This is a genomic window from Shewanella sp. ECSMB14102 (assembly GCF_000813075.1).
GTDB classification, from domain to species: Bacteria; Pseudomonadota; Gammaproteobacteria; order Enterobacterales; family Shewanellaceae; genus Shewanella; species Shewanella indica.
In genome coordinates this window covers 1-15,575 of the sequence record NZ_JWGX01000059.1, presented here as the reverse complement: position 1 = coordinate 15,575, position 15,575 = coordinate 1, and the positions used below count along the sequence as shown (strand labels likewise).

General features: G+C 51.0%; 19 protein-coding genes. 9 read left to right on the top strand and 10 right to left on the bottom strand.

The genetic code is table 11. The features are described 5' to 3' along the window. Positions 1-114: 114 nt before the first annotated feature. Genes RC73_RS17345 through RC73_RS17340 form a run of 3 tightly spaced genes read right to left on the bottom strand, consistent with a single transcriptional unit; the run spans position 115 to position 2,730 of the window. Complete coding sequence (locus RC73_RS17345; RefSeq protein WP_039035836.1) at positions 115-1,557, bottom strand: disulfide bond formation protein B; 1,443 nt, start codon at positions 1,555-1,557, stop codon at positions 115-117. Positions 1,558-1,566: 9 nt separating this feature from the next. Beyond that, a complete protein-coding gene (locus tag RC73_RS20965; protein ID WP_162835837.1) occupies positions 1,567-1,734 on the bottom strand; it encodes a hypothetical protein in 168 nt (55 codons plus the stop codon). 33 nt (positions 1,735-1,767) lie between these two features. Then, positions 1,768-2,730: a LysR family transcriptional regulator gene (locus tag RC73_RS17340; protein ID WP_039035835.1), complete on the bottom strand. Its 963-nt coding sequence runs from the start codon at positions 2,728-2,730 to the stop codon at positions 1,768-1,770. A 335-nt stretch (positions 2,731-3,065) separates the two neighbouring features. Between RC73_RS17340 and RC73_RS17335 the strand changes: the two genes are divergently transcribed. Next, positions 3,066-3,635, top strand: coding sequence for a hypothetical protein (locus RC73_RS17335; RefSeq protein ID WP_039035834.1), 570 nt, complete (start codon positions 3,066-3,068; stop codon positions 3,633-3,635). 48 nt (positions 3,636-3,683) lie between these two features. On the opposite strand, the gene RC73_RS17330 is transcribed toward RC73_RS17335, so the two are convergent. The 5 genes from RC73_RS17330 to RC73_RS17310 all read right to left on the bottom strand — a co-directional run bounded on the left by RC73_RS17330 (position 3,684) and on the right by RC73_RS17310 (position 8,383). Further along, positions 3,684-4,262, bottom strand: a complete 579-nt coding sequence (locus tag RC73_RS17330; protein WP_039035833.1) for a YSC84-related protein — start codon at positions 4,260-4,262, stop codon at positions 3,684-3,686. Between the two features lie 191 nt (positions 4,263-4,453). Then, positions 4,454-6,514, bottom strand: coding sequence for a S9 family peptidase (locus RC73_RS17325; protein WP_039035832.1), 2,061 nt, complete (start codon positions 6,512-6,514; stop codon positions 4,454-4,456). 68 nt (positions 6,515-6,582) lie between these two features. Further along, positions 6,583-7,440, bottom strand: a complete 858-nt coding sequence (locus RC73_RS17320) for a hypothetical protein (protein WP_039035831.1) — start codon at positions 7,438-7,440, stop codon at positions 6,583-6,585. Positions 7,441-7,497: 57 nt separating this feature from the next. Continuing rightward, entirely contained in the window at positions 7,498-7,884 is a 387-nt protein-coding gene (locus RC73_RS17315) for a nitrous oxide-stimulated promoter family protein (RefSeq protein ID WP_039035830.1), read from the bottom strand. Positions 7,885-8,023: 139 nt separating this feature from the next. Then, positions 8,024-8,383 carry a DsrE/DsrF/TusD sulfur relay family protein gene (locus tag RC73_RS17310; protein ID WP_039035829.1) on the bottom strand — a complete coding sequence of 120 codons (360 nt, stop codon included), beginning with the start codon at positions 8,381-8,383 and terminating at the stop codon, positions 8,024-8,026. 270 nt (positions 8,384-8,653) lie between these two features. Here RC73_RS17310 and RC73_RS20820 point away from each other — a divergent pair, with 270 nt between their 5' ends. The 7 genes from RC73_RS20820 (at position 8,654) to RC73_RS17275 (ending at position 14,117) form a co-directional block, all read left to right on the top strand. Then, positions 8,654-9,556 (top strand): hypothetical protein, encoded by a 903-nt coding sequence (locus RC73_RS20820; protein WP_039035828.1) that lies wholly within the window; start codon positions 8,654-8,656, stop codon positions 9,554-9,556. Between the two features lie 118 nt (positions 9,557-9,674). Next, positions 9,675-10,007, top strand: a complete 333-nt coding sequence (locus RC73_RS17300; protein ID WP_039035827.1) for a hypothetical protein — start codon at positions 9,675-9,677, stop codon at positions 10,005-10,007. A gap of 5 nt (positions 10,008-10,012) precedes the next feature. Further along, positions 10,013-11,485 (top strand): protein adenylyltransferase SelO, encoded by a 1,473-nt coding sequence (locus tag RC73_RS17295; RefSeq protein WP_039035826.1) that lies wholly within the window; start codon positions 10,013-10,015, stop codon positions 11,483-11,485. A gap of 64 nt (positions 11,486-11,549) precedes the next feature. Beyond that, positions 11,550-11,795 (top strand): DUF3630 family protein, encoded by a 246-nt coding sequence (locus tag RC73_RS17290; protein WP_405130427.1) that lies wholly within the window; start codon positions 11,550-11,552, stop codon positions 11,793-11,795. Next, positions 11,792-12,793 (top strand): serine/threonine protein kinase, encoded by a 1,002-nt coding sequence (locus RC73_RS17285; protein WP_039035824.1) that lies wholly within the window; start codon positions 11,792-11,794, stop codon positions 12,791-12,793. Before RC73_RS17290 ends, RC73_RS17285 begins: the two co-directional genes overlap by 4 nt. A gap of 147 nt (positions 12,794-12,940) precedes the next feature. Further along, positions 12,941-13,552: a thiol:disulfide interchange protein DsbA/DsbL gene (locus RC73_RS17280; RefSeq protein WP_039035823.1), complete on the top strand. Its 612-nt coding sequence runs from the start codon at positions 12,941-12,943 to the stop codon at positions 13,550-13,552. A 352-nt stretch (positions 13,553-13,904) separates the two neighbouring features. Further along, positions 13,905-14,117, top strand: a complete 213-nt coding sequence (locus RC73_RS17275) for a DUF1107 domain-containing protein (protein WP_025010850.1) — start codon at positions 13,905-13,907, stop codon at positions 14,115-14,117. Between the two features lie 2 nt (positions 14,118-14,119). Here the strand turns inward: RC73_RS17275 and zapB are convergent, their stop codons facing one another. Further along, on the bottom strand, positions 14,120-14,323 hold the full coding sequence (zapB, locus tag RC73_RS17270; protein WP_025010851.1) for a cell division protein ZapB: 204 nt from the start codon (positions 14,321-14,323) through the stop codon (positions 14,120-14,122). Positions 14,324-14,525: 202 nt separating this feature from the next. Here zapB and RC73_RS17265 point away from each other — a divergent pair, with 202 nt between their 5' ends. Next, positions 14,526-14,873, top strand: a complete 348-nt coding sequence (locus RC73_RS17265) for a RidA family protein (protein ID WP_039035822.1) — start codon at positions 14,526-14,528, stop codon at positions 14,871-14,873. Here RC73_RS17265 and RC73_RS17260 read toward each other — a convergent pair. After that, complete coding sequence (locus tag RC73_RS17260; protein WP_039035821.1) at positions 14,870-15,148, bottom strand: Rho-binding antiterminator; 279 nt, start codon at positions 15,146-15,148, stop codon at positions 14,870-14,872. The genes RC73_RS17265 and RC73_RS17260 overlap by 4 nt on opposite strands. Between the last annotated feature and the right edge of the window lie 427 nt (positions 15,149-15,575).

Below are 15,575 nucleotides of genomic sequence, written 5' to 3'. Positions count from 1 at the left end.
CATCACTCACCATAATTTGGACCTTGAGTCCGTTATGATTGTTGGCCCAAGGGCCTTTATTGTGCCGGTTTCCCGGCGTTACCCCGGGGGAAACTCCCCCGGGGCTAAGGTGCGTTACATTACAAAGGTTTGCAGTTGGTTACGGCCGTTGATTTGGCTAACAGTCAGCAGTTGACCGTCGCGAACCAGTAAGCCTTGTGGGTTGTCAGTACCAGGCAGTTTCACGCCTGAGTAGACTTCGCCTGTGAGCAGGTTAAGTTGCAGCACTTCACTGGCATCATTGTTGAGCAGCCAGGCTTGCTCATCATCGACGCTGATACCTGTCAGTTGTGGCAGCGCCTTGCCTTCCAGTCCTTTGAAATTGGCTTCGGCAGACAGAGTCATGTCACCCTTGTCGAAACGGGATACCACCAGGTTTTCGTTCAGTTCATCGCGGGTAGTGACGGTCACATACTGATCCAGCGCCTTGCTGTAACCCAGCGCCAGGCTGTAGCTGGTCTTGGCTCTGACAGTGCTGAACTGACCACGGGCTGTTTCGCCAATGCCATCGCTGCTCTGGTTGAAGCGGCGATAGTTCATTTCCCAGTTTTGTGCAGGATCCAGAACCAGCTCAGCCCAGGCTTTGTTGAAACCCATTACCAGCAGGCTATTGGCTGAGGTAAAGCTAACGCCGCTTAAGGTTTCAATGTGCAGCATATACATGCCGTCGATTTGGGCCTGAGTAAGCAGTTTGAATTGGTTATCCAGGATGTAGACCCAGTTGTCTGAAGTGGTCAGCGCATAGATCTGGCTCTCAGGTTGGTAGTCGATGGCGGTTACCCGGCCGGAAATCGCTTCAGGCAGTGTTGTCTGGCTCAGTAGTCTGGCTTCAGGAGCCGAGGCAAACAATGCTGGAGTCTTGTTCCAGGTATCCATGTCCGGGTTGCTGATGGCGTAGGCGCCACGGGCATTGGGAGCATAGGTTGGCCAGTGATCCAGTTCCCAGCTCATGAACTTGGGGTTGAAGGACACGCGGCCTGGACTGTCTTGACCGACGAAGGGGAGTGGGCCGGTTTGGGTGAAGGCTTGCACTATATTGCCGGCGATCACTACCAGGAATACACCGCAGGCGAATTTAGGCAAAGCGTCCAGTGGCTGTTTGCCATAGGCATTGCTGGGGAATTTATTGCCCAGGGTCAGCATAAGTAGCGCTACAACCACAAGGACCACGATAAAGACCAGTAGTGCCCAAGTGTAAGTGTGGGCGCCCATGATCTTCAGCGAGAAGCCTTGGCCGATATCGCTGGCCAGGTTAAATGAGGTATGCACAGATGCCATAAAGGCGCCATAAATCCCCAACCAGACCAGTGCAGCAATATATTTGGGTTTGAGGCCAAAACGCACAATATAAAGAGCGGTCAGCGCCACCAAGATCATTGCTGTACGTTCTTGCCAGCAAAATGCACAAGGGTTATCCAGCAGGATAAATCCGAAAAAGAAACAGGCAATACCCACAGGTAAGGCCATGATGACAATAGCAGCTAAGGATGCCAACTTGTTGAATATATGCTCTTTCATAACGACTCTTTAGTAGTTACCGACAGGAAGTAAAACGCCCCAGGACATCATGATCCAAATAAAGAAACTCATTCCGATACAACCGAAAAGAAGTTTATCTGCCAGTTTTTCTTTTTCTGGTTTCTTATAAACCAGATAAGCGGCATAGGCCGTAATACAAAATAATGTGAACTCCATTGGATACCTCTTGTTTCACTTGTGATTTATCTCTTATGTGGCCGCAGCCAAACGCCATTCTCGTTCCAATCCATACACGAGCTTTGATTTCACCCAGTTGAAAGCCGGGGAATTATTAATGTTTCCATAAAGGATGTAATTGCCTACCGTACGGTATTCGCTACGAATTTCTTTTATATTTTCAATCATGTTGTCAGATAATCTTCGATAACTGACACCAGGTAACATGTCGACAAACTTGCGAGTAAATTGATTGCAGCTGAGAGTGATATAGTCTGACTCGGCAAGGATTTGCATTGCAGTGGCGACACTGTCTGTGTAACCGGCAACATCCATTTGCAGGCCATTGTCCCGACATAGATTTACCAATAAGGGACAAGTCAGGTCGTTGTAGTTGTCGATTTCCAGTAGTGGATAGTGGGACAACTGCTCCAATGACATGGATTCGGACAGAATTGGATGATCTTTTCTGGCCAGAATGTAGATATCACCTGTCTCAGAGAAGATTTCATAGTTGAGCCTAGTGTCATCAAAACCTTCGTAAACCACCACGAAATCGACGCCGCCACCAATGAGCTCATTGCTGCAGTCATGGCTGAGTGTACGAATATCGAACCGTAAGTTGGGTGCTTCTGGAAGAATGTAATTATTTATGACTTTATGAACAGCATAGACAAACTCATCATAGGCCCTGATAACAAAATGACCGCCGGATTGGCTGGGGGAAAAGACAGAGTGTTGCCGTTCAAGCAACTGATATTGCTCTACTAGTAATTTGGCGTGTGGGATTAATTCTTCGGTCTTTTGTGTAGGAATTAATCCATTTGATTTACGAACAAATAAAGAGTCCATAAATACATCACGTAGCGCATTTAGTGTGCGAGTGACGGCACAACTGGATATGCCCAATTCGGCCGCTGCCAAGTTTCCTTGGCCATGTTTATATACAGCTAGTAAAACTTTTAACTGGTTATAATTAAGGCTGTCAATTTTCATCTAACTGTCCCCACTCTGCAGAGACATTACTATGAATTCATTGTTAGACTATTGCCAAGATTAAGATCACATTGAGAAATAGTTAATTATTTGAAACATGAATTGCTTCCTATTTTTAGCCAGGCGAAAAAACCTTATTTCCTCAGATGAAATTAACGAAAGCCTGTTTTTATTCTCAGGGTGTGAATTTAATCAAGTAAAATAGTGAAAGAAATTCGGAAATGATTCGTTGTGACTTCGTGACTTGCTTGCTGTGGCGATTTGTTGTAGGGATTCAGTTTGGTTTCAAAGTGTGTCGTTATAGTCGTTCATTTAATCAAGAAGGAACAAGAAGAATGAAACGATTGGGGATGATGGCAGCCTTGTTGTTGACAACGTCGGTACAGGGTCAGGAATTGACCGCTGCCGAGCAGTTTTTTAAGCAATTATCTGATTTATGCGGTAAGGCCTACAGTGGTGAGCTGATCAAGGGGGGGAGTGTCGGCGATGGTTTCACGGGTCAGCCGTTGGTGATGCATGTGCGCCAATGCTCAGAAACCGAGATCCGTATTCCGCTGCATGTGGGAGAGGACAGATCCCGCACCTGGGTGATCAGCAAGACGGCCGATGGCCTCAGGCTCAAGCATGATCATCGTCATCAGGATGGCAGCGAAGATGCCGTGACTCAGTATGGCGGTGACAGTCGCATTCCTGGAACTGAGTCCTGGCAGTCTTTTCCGGTTGATGAATTTTCGATTGCCAACTTCAAACAGCATGGTCTGACGCAGTCGGTCACCAATGTTTGGCATCTGGGGTTGGATCAGCAGAACTTCAGTTATCGCCTGACCCGGGAAAACCGAGACTTTCTGTTGCAATTCAATTTGAGCAATGAAGTGACGCCGCCACCGGCACCATGGGGACATTAATAAAAAGGGTTAATAGATGAGGCGACCTGAGTCGCCTCGTCAATGGGCTTATTGCGCTTCGAAGGTAAATGACTGCCCGGCAAGAGCGGCTTCTACCATGAGGCCACCCTTGGCGGCAGTAAATACCGCCATACCGTTGATATAAGCGGCCTTGGCAGCCTGACTGCCGCCAGACTGACCGGCACCGGCCGAATTACCTGTGGTACCTGCTTGGGCGTTGGCGCCGGCATTGATGGCTACGGCTGACGCCTGGGCGCCGAACTCAAAGCTGCCGCTGGTAAAGTCGCGGTAGGCCTGTGCATCCTTGAAGAAAATAATCTCACTGTAGGCCTGACCGCCAATTTGGAAGCCAATGGAAACCTGAGTCATGCTCGAGTCACCGGTATAGGCACCACCGCGATAAACGCGTCCCTTGCCGTAGGCCGCTCCGATACCAAGTCCCCCTTTCCCTATGGTAGGAAAAATTGCATAACCATAGGCAGAATCGAAGAATTTGTGGGTTTCGCTGGCTTGTTTGAAGGTAGCTATGGCGCTGCTGTAGCTGTCATTGGCACTGGCTGTTGGGACCAGTAGCAGGCTGCCTACCAGCGCAAAGAGGGTAAATAGGGTATTAGAAATGGTTTTCATGATGAACCTCCAAATTGAGAGTCTTGGGCTCCCGGTCAATGGGGCCTGGATACCTTTGGCTACTCTTGAGCTTACTTGTCCGGCAGCAAAAATACAGGGGGGGAGGCTAAAAAAGCGCCTGCAATGGCGCTTTTTAGTGTGAATGTCAGCCAGAGTTCAGTTAACTCGGCTTCTATGACTGAGCCCTTAGGCTAGGGCAAGGGTTTGCCGAGAACATAATGTTCAAACCAGGCCTGATCCCAGTCCATCTTGGCTTGTCTGTGCTTATAGTGGCTCAAACCATGGCCTTCTCCTGGGTAGGTTATCAGCTCCACCGGCACATTCAGGTAATGTTTTAGGGCGCGGTATAAGCCTTGGGCATGTCCCAAAGGCACCCGGGCGTCTTTCTCTCCAATATGGATAAGAGTTGGGGTCTTTATCTTGTCTGCATGTGTCAACGAAGAACCATGGGTATAGGCCTCAGGCTTTTCCCATGGCAAGCCTTGCATAAAGTTGACCACATGTCCTGGCGTATCTTCCAGCATCCATTGCAGGCGCTGATCGAATACTCCGGCTCCTGAGCTGGCGGCCTTGAATCTGTCGCTACTGGCGATAAGTGCATTGGTTAGATAGCCGCCGTTGCTCCAGCCCATTACGGCCAGCTTGTCGGCATCGACCAGGCCATCGGCGATGAGTTTGTCCACGCCGGCCATAATGTCGTTTACCTCAATCTCGTGTTCATGGCCCACAAGGTCAGTGAGGAACTTGTCGCCATATCCTGTAGAGCCGCGGTAGTTGGGCGACAATAAGGCCCAGCCGCTGGCGGCGAAAGTGGCACGGCCATAGGATCTGTGTTGCAGTGCAAACGGGGTGGAGGCAGTAGGGCCGCCGTGAATTTGCACGACAAGCGGTAGGGGGCCATCGGCTTTGCGGTAGCCGGGCGGTAATTCCAGTATGCCTTCAACCTGAGTGCCATCGGCGGCTTGCCACTTGATTATGCTCAGTTGTGGCAGTAGCCAGGAATCGGTTTGCGGATTGATATGGGTCAGACGCTTGGCCGGGGCTTTGCGCTTCTCGGCGTTGGCGATAAACAGATCGTAGAAGTGATCCAGGCCGTTATGACTGAACGCCAGTTGTTTGCCATTGTGACTGAAGCTGTAGCTGCCGATGACGGTATCATCTTGCAGTAGAGTTCGGGTGTTGCCCTGTTTCAGATCATTGATTTCGGTGCAGTAGAGACGTACCAGCGCATGATCGGCGCCGCGATAGCAGAGCTCTTCACTGCCCGGGCGCCAACGGATATCGCCGCCGCTGAGTGTCATATCGCCCTGACGCATAACACTCAAGGGTGCCTGCTTAGGTTGACTGGTATCACTGATAAACAGGTTGCCGGGATGACCGTCGAAGTCGATTCTGAAGGCGAGGCGGCGGTTGTCCTCGGCCCAACTCAATCCCAGTAACCAACCGTAAGGAGAAGGCGCCTGTTCACGCCAATACTTGTCTGCCAGAACCTGATTGGTGGCGTTTTTGATATCGAAGACTTCTACTTGAGACCCACCTTCCAGATTGACCAGTTCGTTGTCTTCTGTGGTGATACGTGCCAGTTTATTGCCATCATGGCTGACGCTGAATTCCCAAACAACCTTGCCATCATCCAGCAGCAACTGCTTGCGAAAATGCTGTAGATCCAGGCGGTAAAGGGGGTTGGTATCGCGGCTGTCGTGACCATACTCAGGGCCTTGGTGAGCGGCGCGCATATCGGCCCAGGGATCTTTGTCTGTCAGGGTTTTATGGGTCAGGAAATAGAGCTGACTGCCATCGTCACTCAGTTGGTAACTCTTGATGCCACCGGCCTCTTGGGTAACGGGAACGGCTTCGCCGCCATGAATCGCGAGGCGATAAATTTGCGCTTTGGCGTTGAAGGGGGCTGGCTGCTTGGCATCGCCGCGGCTGCTGAGGAAGTAGATATATTGGCCATCGGGACTCCAGCTGATAGCGCTCTCACTCTCGTTGCTGAAGGTCAGGCGTTTGCTTTGGCGGCTCTTGCTGTCGACCAGCCAGATGTCTTTCTGAGCCTTATCCAGATTTTTATCCCAGCGCGACTCCAACCAGGCGGCCATTTTGGCGTCTGGGCTGAGAGCGACCTGGCCCATGTTGGCTATCTCGAAAAAGTCCTGATTGGTTATTTTATGTTGCCGCTCAAGGGCGGAAACCTGGGTTCCCATACCGATAAGGCACAGGGCCAGCAGGCGGTAGCTGTTAGACAATCCCATCTCTGTTCCTTTGTTTTTGTTATTAAAAGCCGCATTAGATTAACGTAAAGGTCACAGCCAGGGCGATGTTACTTATCTTTTTTTTCGCGCAGTATCTCATTGAGAAAATCCAGCTCTTCTTTATCGAGCGGCGGTTTGGGGACAGAGGTGCCCTGGGGGTGGAATTCACGTCCACGCAGATAGGCGGCGCGGGTGAGCTGATTGAGGCCGTAGATGGCCAACAGATAGAGGGTCAGTAGTAGCGCCAGTCTCGGGATTGCCTGCGCTACAACCGAAAATTGATCGCCGAGAAACAGAGTCAAGAGCACGGCAATATTGCGAACCAGCCAGTTCAGAATCAGCGCCAGAGTCAGCACCAGCAGCCCGTTGTTGCGTAGTTGTCGCAGTCGGTTTTCCTGCTGATCCAGCGCATGGTAGTAGTGCTGCATCAACTGTAACACCAATGCCAGATACAGGGTGGTTTGCAGTAACAGCAACAGCGGCAACAGCAGGGAACCCCAACTTAGGCGGGGTTGGTAACCCAGTAAGGCTACACCTGTGACTAGGCTGGGGTTGAATAGCCACAGCAACATCACCAGACACATAGCGAGTATGGATGGTAACAGGTGCTTGAGTGGCAATTTTGAATCCGCAGTTGGGCTTAGCTGTTGCTTCAGGTATTGATACAGTGCCGGCATCAACAGGAAGTACAGTGGCAGCAATAGCAGAAACAGTAGGTGAATAGGGGCCGGGGTATTGTCGCGGTTGAACAGGCCGGTAAAGAAATAGAGCGCCATCAAGGCAAAGATACCGGCGAGTAGCCGACGTTGGCTATGGCTGTCCTGATAGACAAAGCGTGCGTAGATGGATAACGCCAGGCAATGCAGGCCTCCAAGCAGCGATAGCCACCAGTAAGCTTGGGTAAAAATGTCGCTGAATGCAGTCATCTGGCCCCCTTAACGACATTCTTATCTCAGCCACTTGAGGGGCGCAACAAAAAATAGTCAGTTTTTGCTGTTATGCATGCGTTTATGGCGGTTTGAGGCGTCCTTAGGTGGTTTGCCCGGTGCGGCTTTGCGCTCGCACCATAGGTGGCGCAGAGCCAGTATCGGATGACTCAGTAACATGCGTGGACCGGCGTAACGCATCACCTGACGCATCTGTTCTTTGGGTTCAGGTTTGTAGCAGTGTACCGGGCATTTATTGCAAGTAGGTTTGCTTTCACCGTAGGGGCAGCGGTCGAGACGGGTATGGGCATAGTCCATCAAGGCCTGACAGTCGGGGCAGAGGCTGCCATCGTCGCTTCTGGGATGGTGGTCACGGCAGTAGATCCACACCATGGCAGAAACAGTGCGGAATTCGGTCAGCAGTTTTCCTTGCAGCAGCTCCATAGCCTTACCTTAGTAAATTACTCAACTATGGCTATCTTAGTCCTGAGAAGGGGGCTGGTTCAAAATCAGTGGCAGGAATTATGAAGGTGCGCACAAAATGAAGCTTTGTGCGCACTCAAGGTTAAATTACAAGTTAACCCTAGATATGGATAACCTTGTCGGCTTCCAGAGTCCAGCGGCTTAAATCGCCGAGTGTACCAATGGCTGCGCCATCCAATAGCATATCTGCCACTACGCCGCGGGCCTCAACACAGGTCTTGCACAGTAGTAGAGGAACGCCTTGAGCGGTAAGAATTTCGAACATCTGCTGCAGGTTGTAGCTGAGATCCGGGGTATTCTGGCCTTTAACTGCCCCAAAGACAGCGTCTGACATTAGGAATAACTTGAGTTCCACTTCTGTCTGCTCCTGATCTTTCAACGCCAGGGCGATACGCAGAGTGTTAAACAATTTTTCTGTGCCATACGGGCCGGCGTGAGCGACTATCAGTAATTTTTGCATCTGAATCCTTGTTTGCCATTCTTGGGATCAAAACCCCTGGAGTGTACCAGTTTGTACTTACCTATGGCGCACCAAGGGTCACAGACTGAATTTCGATCGCAAAAAGCGCCGTAAACCGGGCAGAAAAAGCATAAATACTTGATTTATACTAAGACGATACTCTATTAATATCGGTTAAACTCTGTGCAGAGCGGGGTGGCTTTGGCTGATTGCCATTACCACAAAACAGGGCTGCCAGTCGGCCCGACACTCAAAAAATGGTGGACGAAGATGTTTAAAATCCTGGTCATAATCTTGTTGGTCGCAGCGGGTATTTTCCTCTACAACAGAGCGCAGCGTCTGGCAAAAGAGGAGCGTGATGAGGCGCTTAAGCTCAAAGATAGAGCTTCAGCCATGCCTCAGGCGCCACAGGCCGAGACAGCAAGCGAGACTCAGGAGGGGCACCAGAGTGTCGATTTGGACTTTGCCGAAACGAAGGAGCAAGCTGAATCCCAGCCATCGGCTGAGCAAGTGGTTACCGAGTCGCCTGAGCTTGAGTCTCAAACCGAAAATAGCGCGCCAGAGGTGGAAGTCGGCCGCGCCGAGGTCGAGACTGTCCAGCCAGAGCCAGAGCCAGAGCCAGAGCCAGAGCCAGAGCCAGAGCCAGAGCCAGAGCCAGAGCCAGAGCCAGAGCCAGAGCCAGAGCCAGAGCCAGAGCCAGAGCCAGAGCCAGAGCTAGAGCCAGAGCTAGAGCTAGAGCCAGAGCCAGAGCCAGCCAAGGCGGCTGCACCGGATATCAGTTGGGGCAATATCACCCTCAAGCGGGCGATGGAACAGTATCAGGCCTCTGAAGGCACCATCGAAGCACATGACGCTTTACTGGCCGTGATTGGCGAATGCTACAAGCAGCGGAAAAACAGCAAGTATCTGCAGTTGGGACAGGAGTACGATGGCGCATATAGTGCATTGTTTGCCGCCAGTCGGGAGAAAGTACTCAGCAAATCACCCAAGGCCGAGTTCAAGGGCACAGGGTTTATGCAACTCTCTACCCTGTGCAGCGATGCCGGCCGTTTCGATGCCGCCATTGCCCTGTGCAACAAGGCGATTGAATATGGGCTGCAAGATGGCACAGTGACAGGCTTTGAAGGTCGTATCAAGCGTATCGAAAAGGCCAGAGATAAAGCCTCTGCCTGAGTACAAAAGCCGATTCAATGTGTAGAATCAAGCAAGGAGGGCCGGGTTAACTGCCGTGTCACTCCTTCCCAAGCTAAGCGAGCCTGCGGGTTCGCTTTTTTATTGATGGAGAGCCGCAATGAAACCAGCGACTTTATGGGTTGCACTTACTTCGCTTTTGCTGCTGGCAGCCTGCAGCAAGCAGCCGCAATGGACTCTGTTTTACTATCCGGATACGGATATACAGCAGCCGAATAGAGATAAGTCGGACGTCGAGCCGCAAACGGCCGAGACGTTGGATCGTTACCACGCCATAGCCGGTTACTATCAAACTCTGCAGCAGTGTCAGGGCAAGGGCAGAGGTATGCAACACCTCAATGAAGGCAAGGGCAGTTTCGAGTGTGGTCACAACTGCCGTCTAGACGACAGGGATATGGTAATCTGTGACCAATGGCACACTAACGGCCCCTAAGGGACATGAAATTTAAACAGGATTACTTCACCCGCCTGGCGGGATTTTACCAGCAGGTATTGCCTTCTGGGCTACCTTCGCCCCATTGGTTGGCCTGGAGTGATGATGCGGCGGCGCTTTTGGGCTTGGCTGGTCCCAATGAAACCTTGCTGCAGCAACTCGCCGGCAACCAGAGAATGCCGGGCGCCGAGTATTATGCCCAGGTTTACAGCGGACACCAGTTTGGCGGCTACAGCCCCAGATTGGGCGATGGCCGTTCGATCATTCTCGGTGAGGCCCTGGGGCCAGAAGGTGCCTGGGATCTGGCCTTGAAGGGGGCGGGACCCACGCCATACTCGCGTCACGGTGATGGCCGGGCGGTGATGCGTTCGGCGGTGCGTGAGTTTCTGGTGTCCGAGGCGCTGTATCATTTGGGCGTACCCACCACCAGAGCGCTGGCGGTGATCGGCTCTGAGCTGCCTGTATGGCGCGAGTCGCTGGAAAAAGGAGCCATTACCGTACGCCTGGCCCGCAGTCATATACGTTTTGGCCACTTCGAGTATTTCTGTTACAGCGAGAAAGGGCAGGCCGACAAGCTCAAGCAGCTGCTCGATTTCACCCTCAGCCAACATTATCCCCAACTCAGCCTGGACTATGACGGCTACAAGGCTTGGTTTGCGCTGGTGGTGCGCGATACCGCGCGCATGATCGCCCACTGGCAAGCGGTGGGCTTTGCCCACGGGGTGATGAATACCGACAATATGTCGATTCTCGGTGATAGCTTCGACTTTGGCCCCTTCGCCTTCCTCGATACCTTTAAGGAAGACTTTATCTGTAACCATTCAGATCCCGAAGGGCGTTATGCCTTTGGTCAGCAACCCGGCGTCGGCTTGTGGAACCTGCAACGTTTGGCGCAGGCGTTGACGCCTGTGCTGGCTTCCGATGACTTGATAACCGCGCTCAATACTTATCAGCATGAATTGGTGCAGCAATATCTTAGCTTGATGCGCGCCAAGTTGGGGTTGGCCCCCTTGGCTGAAGATTTAAGCCTTGATGCCCGGCTGGAGCAAGACAACAAGGACCTGGCGCTTATCGGCGCCTTTACCGGCTTGTTGGAACAAAATGCCTTGGACTACACCCAGAGCTTGCGCCGCTTCGGCGAGCTGGATCCCAAGGCAGAAAATAGCAGTCTGAGGGATGATTTTATCAATCGTCAGGGCTGGGATGATTGGCTGACCGATTATCGGCGCCGTATCGATTCAAGTCGGGAACTTGAGCTGTGGCAGGCCGATCGCCGGGCCCACAACCCCAAATATATTTTGCGCAATTATCTGGCTCAGGAAGCGATCATTGCCATCGAAGAGGAGGGCAATAGCCAGCCGCTTGAGCAGTTGTACCAGCTCCTTAGGCGCCCGTTCGATGAGCAGCCTGAGATGCAGGAGTTTGCCAAGCGACCACCGGATTGGGGGCAGGGGTTGATCATGTCCTGCAGTAGTTAAGGAATAGGATTAAAAGATGCAGTATCAAAATCTTAGCTTGGATTCAGAGCACAAAACCCTGTCGATGACGGCCGGGGTCGAGTTTGAAGCCTTCGACAGCTTTGCCAATCCTTTATGCCGGGCACTTGATGCCAAGGTGCTGGAGCGGCAATGGGGGGCAGATCGTCACCAATGGTTGCTGGATTTTGAAGGCAGCCTTTTGTGGCTCAACTATGAGTTCTACGGTGAGGTGTGCTGGTTGAGCTGCCAGAGTGAACAAGACTGGGAAGTGTTGGTATACCTGAAACATCTACTGGAGTCACAGGCATGACAGAAAAGCAGGCCACGGCGGCGTTTCATTATCGGGATCTTTCCCCTGAACTGATTTTGGATGCTATCGAAAGTCTGGCGATTTATCCGGAGACGGGGCTAACGCCACTTAACAGCTATGAAAACCGGGTCTATCAGTTTCGTTGCGATCGCGGCCAGAGGTATGTGGTTAAGTTCTATCGCCCCGAGCGTTGGACCGATGCCCAGATTTTGGAAGAGCATGAATTTACGTTCGAGCTGGCCGAAGCCGAGATCCCTATTGCCGCTCCTGTGGTGCTCAATGGCCGCAGTCTGCATCACTTCAAAGAGTGGCGTTTTGCGCTGTTTCCTTCCATAGGCGGTCGCAGCTTCGAGGTGGACAACCTGGATCAGATAGAGGGGGCAGGCCAGTTTATCGGCCGTTTGCACCAGTATTCCCGTGGCAGCCTGTTCAAGCAGCGCCTGAATCTGACACCGACAACCCTGGGGGCTCCGGCGCTGGAGCAATTGCAGCATATAGAGCTGCTTCCGAACGCGTTGCGGGATCAGTTGCTAGAGGCGGCGTTCAGCCTTTTCTCTGAGCTGCAGTTGCGCTGGCAGAGTATTGCATACCAGAGTATGCGCCTGCATGGCGATCTGCATCCCGGCAATATTCTCTGGACCCCCAATGGCCCCGGGTTTGTCGATCTCGACGATGCCTGCAACGGCCCTGCAGTGCAGGACCTGTGGATGATGTTATCCGGTGACAGGCAACAGCAAACGCTGCAGTTGGAAGTCTTACTGGAAGCCTACGAGGCTTTCTCCAACTTCGATACCAAAGAGCTGCAGTTGATAGAGCCACTCAGAGCACTGCGGATGCTGCATTACAACGCCTGGCTGGCCAAGCGCTGGGATGACCCCGCGTTTCCGCGTCACTTTCCTTGGTTTGCGACCGAAGAATACTGGCGACAGCAGTTGCAGGCCTTCAAAGAACAACGGCAGCGTCTGGATGAAGCGCCACTGAGTCTTATCCCCTATTGAGTGGTACTGAGACCCAAAGGTGATACCTGCAGAGGCTTGGATTTAACAAAAAGGGAACTCAGGGCTTGAGTTCGACTCAAAAAGAAGATTATGTTATTCAGCCACTCCAGCAGTGTTGGCTGAAATTTTAATAAACAAGGAACTCCAATGAAGAAAATCCTGATGTTGGCAGCGGCATTTTTGCTGCTTCCTCTGGCGGCCACAGCGGCCCAGTACAAAGAAGGCGTGCATTATACTGTGGTTAGTGAAGGCCCCGCCTCCACCAAGCCTGAAATTACAGAGTTTTTCTCTTTTTACTGCCCCCATTGCTATAACTTTGAAAAGAACGTGATCCCCAAGTTGAAGGCGCGTTTGCCCGAAGGAGTCGCTTTTGAGCAAAACCATGTCGACTTTATCGGTCGCGAGATGGGTGTGGAGATGTCCCGTGCTTTCGCTACTGCCGAAGTGCTGAAGGTGTCCGACAAGATTAATCACGCCATGTTCAGTGCGATCCAGGACAAGAAGCAACACTTCACCAATCGTGATGACGTCAAGGCGCTCTTTGTGGCCAATGGTGTAGATCCCAAGCAGTTTGATTCTGCGGCCAACTCTTTTATGGTCAACAGCATGATGGCCAACATGAAGCGCAATACAGAAAACGCCAAGATCTCAGGTGTGCCTGCGCTGGTAGTGAATGGTAAGTATCGGGTTGAAACTGGTGCCATCAAGTCTTATGACGAGATGCTGGATATTGCTATCTACCTGACTCAGTTGAAGTAATTCGGTATATAGATACAAAAAAGGGGCCGACATGGCCCTTTTTTGTTACCCGGAAATACTGGTCGAAACCCCAAAAAAAAACCGTACTCCTTGGTCGCAAGAAGTACGGATTAGAGCCATAAGGCTCAGTTTTTACCCTGAGTAACGGCATTACTTTAACAGTGCGTCAAAAAATTGGCAAGCGCTGGATTTTTGACTTCGCTTGCCGGGTATAGATGTATAACAGGAGAATTTTTATAACAAAGACTCCTACTTACGACTTTTGGATCATTTTACTGAATTGAGATGAAACCTTCTGCCGGGTTAGGAGGTCAAAACTTCGGGATCGGAAATCAACTAAAGGAGGTTTCTCGTGCGTGTATTTCCTGTCTATGCTCCCAAGCTGATTGTCAAACACGTAAGGATATTCTTGACCGGCGCCGTCTGGGTGAAAGATCTGGGAAGATTAGAGTTTGATAAGGGGCGCTTTTTGCTGCCGAGAAAAAGCCTGCCAAAGGTAAAGCAGGCTATCATGGAATTGAACGAACTCATTGAAACTCAGAATAGTCAAGCTAAAACCGTTTAGATTCAGTTGACTTCGTCGTTGAGCAGACCAACAAGGCCGGTAACTTTCTCGTTCCACGAGTTGAGATCTTGCTGAAGTTGTTGGTTTTGCTCTATCAGATGAGCATTTTTCTGCTTTTCTTCTTCCAGCTCCATTTTCAGAAGCTCAATATTTTCGAGCGCAGCCTGGATTTTGGTCTCCAGTTTGGACAGTAATTCTAGGCTCATACAGGAGTCCTTAAATAGTTGGGCGAATGAGATATTGATTCTATCAGTGCCACTGGCTTAAGGAATAGCTCTTATCTCCAAGTGTCCAAAAAATATGCGATAAAATTGGTTGTTTGATAGTTTTTTTCACTTATCTGAATCCCGGCTGTCCCAAGTGAGCTTTTGCCGGATAAAATAATAATTTTCGCCCCGGAACTAGCCGATGACAATTCAACGTATCGATACCAATCCACGCATGAGCAGCATAGTGATCCACAACAACACGGTTTATCTTTGTGGTCAGGTTGCCAAGGATAAGTTCGCCGATATTCAGCAACAAACCCGGACCATGCTCGAGGAAGTGGATGAGCTGCTCAAGCGGGCAGGCAGCGGTCGTGAACGGATCCTTTCAGCGACTATCTACCTGAAACAGATGAGTGATTATGATGCCATGAATGCCATCTGGGATGCCTGGTTACCGGCAGGGCATGCACCGGCCAGAGCTTGTGTGGAGGCCGCGATTGCCGAGCCCGAGTATCTGGTGGAAATTTCAGTTATCGCGGCGATTTAAATCTCACTGCCGGCCGAGGCAATCAGCACCCGGCCAAATTCAGCCCCTTCAAGCTCAGGAGTGATTGCCAGCAACTGATCCATACGAATGGCGCGGTTGCTGGTGGTCGTTTGTACCAGTAGCCACTCGCTCTTGTCGGGACGGGTCTCGGTGATCAGTGCCTTGCCATGTAGTATCTCGCCTTGTAGCAGTTCTATTTTCAGCGGATAACCGCGAATACAGGCCAACTCCAGGTAATCATAGTGGCCACAATCTATCGCTTGGTAAGGTTTCATATTTTAGTCTTTTAGTTTGAAGTTAAATAATAATCTTCCTGATAGAAGCTGGCACTAATCGGAATTAAGTCAATATCTAAGCAGAATGGTATAAAAGTAGCCTGATTTTTCACTTATACCAAAATAAGTTGCAGCAAATTGTGAAGTCAGGAATGAAACCGAATGGCAGCTTGGGGGGCCAGAGGGGCAGGAAGAGGGGCAGGACAAGCACAGAGACTGTGCTCAATGCTGATGGTTCTTGGTTTGAGAGTGGGACTACCGCACCCGCCTCATGGGAAGGGTATCGGGCATCGCTTAATGGCATTTGTCTATTGATGTAAGCTTACTGTTGTTTATTGCTTATAAAAGCTTGGTATATCTTCTAGGCTAAAGTAGAGTTCGCGAATTCAACTCCGAAGTGCACCACTCGCTAAATTAGGCTGCCTTG

Coding starts and splice junctions, on each gene's coding strand:
- RC73_RS17345 (WP_039035836.1), bottom strand. CDS start 1,557: ATGAAAGAGCATATATTCAACAAGTTGGCATCCTTAGCTGCTATTGTC.
- RC73_RS20965 (WP_162835837.1), bottom strand. CDS start 1,734: ATGGAGTTCACATTATTTTGTATTACGGCCTATGCCGCTTATCTGGTT.
- RC73_RS17340 (WP_039035835.1), bottom strand. CDS start 2,730: ATGAAAATTGACAGCCTTAATTATAACCAGTTAAAAGTTTTACTAGCT.
- RC73_RS17335 (WP_039035834.1), top strand. CDS start 3,066: ATGAAACGATTGGGGATGATGGCAGCCTTGTTGTTGACAACGTCGGTA.
- RC73_RS17330 (WP_039035833.1), bottom strand. CDS start 4,262: ATGAAAACCATTTCTAATACCCTATTTACCCTCTTTGCGCTGGTAGGC.
- RC73_RS17325 (WP_039035832.1), bottom strand. CDS start 6,514: ATGGGATTGTCTAACAGCTACCGCCTGCTGGCCCTGTGCCTTATCGGT.
- RC73_RS17320 (WP_039035831.1), bottom strand. CDS start 7,440: ATGACTGCATTCAGCGACATTTTTACCCAAGCTTACTGGTGGCTATCG.
- RC73_RS17315 (WP_039035830.1), bottom strand. CDS start 7,884: ATGGAGCTGCTGCAAGGAAAACTGCTGACCGAATTCCGCACTGTTTCT.
- RC73_RS17310 (WP_039035829.1), bottom strand. CDS start 8,383: ATGCAAAAATTACTGATAGTCGCTCACGCCGGCCCGTATGGCACAGAA.
- RC73_RS20820 (WP_039035828.1), top strand. CDS start 8,654: ATGTTTAAAATCCTGGTCATAATCTTGTTGGTCGCAGCGGGTATTTTC.
- RC73_RS17300 (WP_039035827.1), top strand. CDS start 9,675: ATGAAACCAGCGACTTTATGGGTTGCACTTACTTCGCTTTTGCTGCTG.
- RC73_RS17295 (WP_039035826.1), top strand. CDS start 10,013: ATGAAATTTAAACAGGATTACTTCACCCGCCTGGCGGGATTTTACCAG.
- RC73_RS17290 (WP_405130427.1), top strand. CDS start 11,550: ATGACGGCCGGGGTCGAGTTTGAAGCCTTCGACAGCTTTGCCAATCCT.
- RC73_RS17285 (WP_039035824.1), top strand. CDS start 11,792: ATGACAGAAAAGCAGGCCACGGCGGCGTTTCATTATCGGGATCTTTCC.
- RC73_RS17280 (WP_039035823.1), top strand. CDS start 12,941: ATGAAGAAAATCCTGATGTTGGCAGCGGCATTTTTGCTGCTTCCTCTG.
- zapB (WP_025010851.1), bottom strand. CDS start 14,323: ATGAGCCTAGAATTACTGTCCAAACTGGAGACCAAAATCCAGGCTGCG.
- RC73_RS17265 (WP_039035822.1), top strand. CDS start 14,526: ATGACAATTCAACGTATCGATACCAATCCACGCATGAGCAGCATAGTG.
- RC73_RS17260 (WP_039035821.1), bottom strand. CDS start 15,148: ATGAAACCTTACCAAGCGATAGATTGTGGCCACTATGATTACCTGGAG.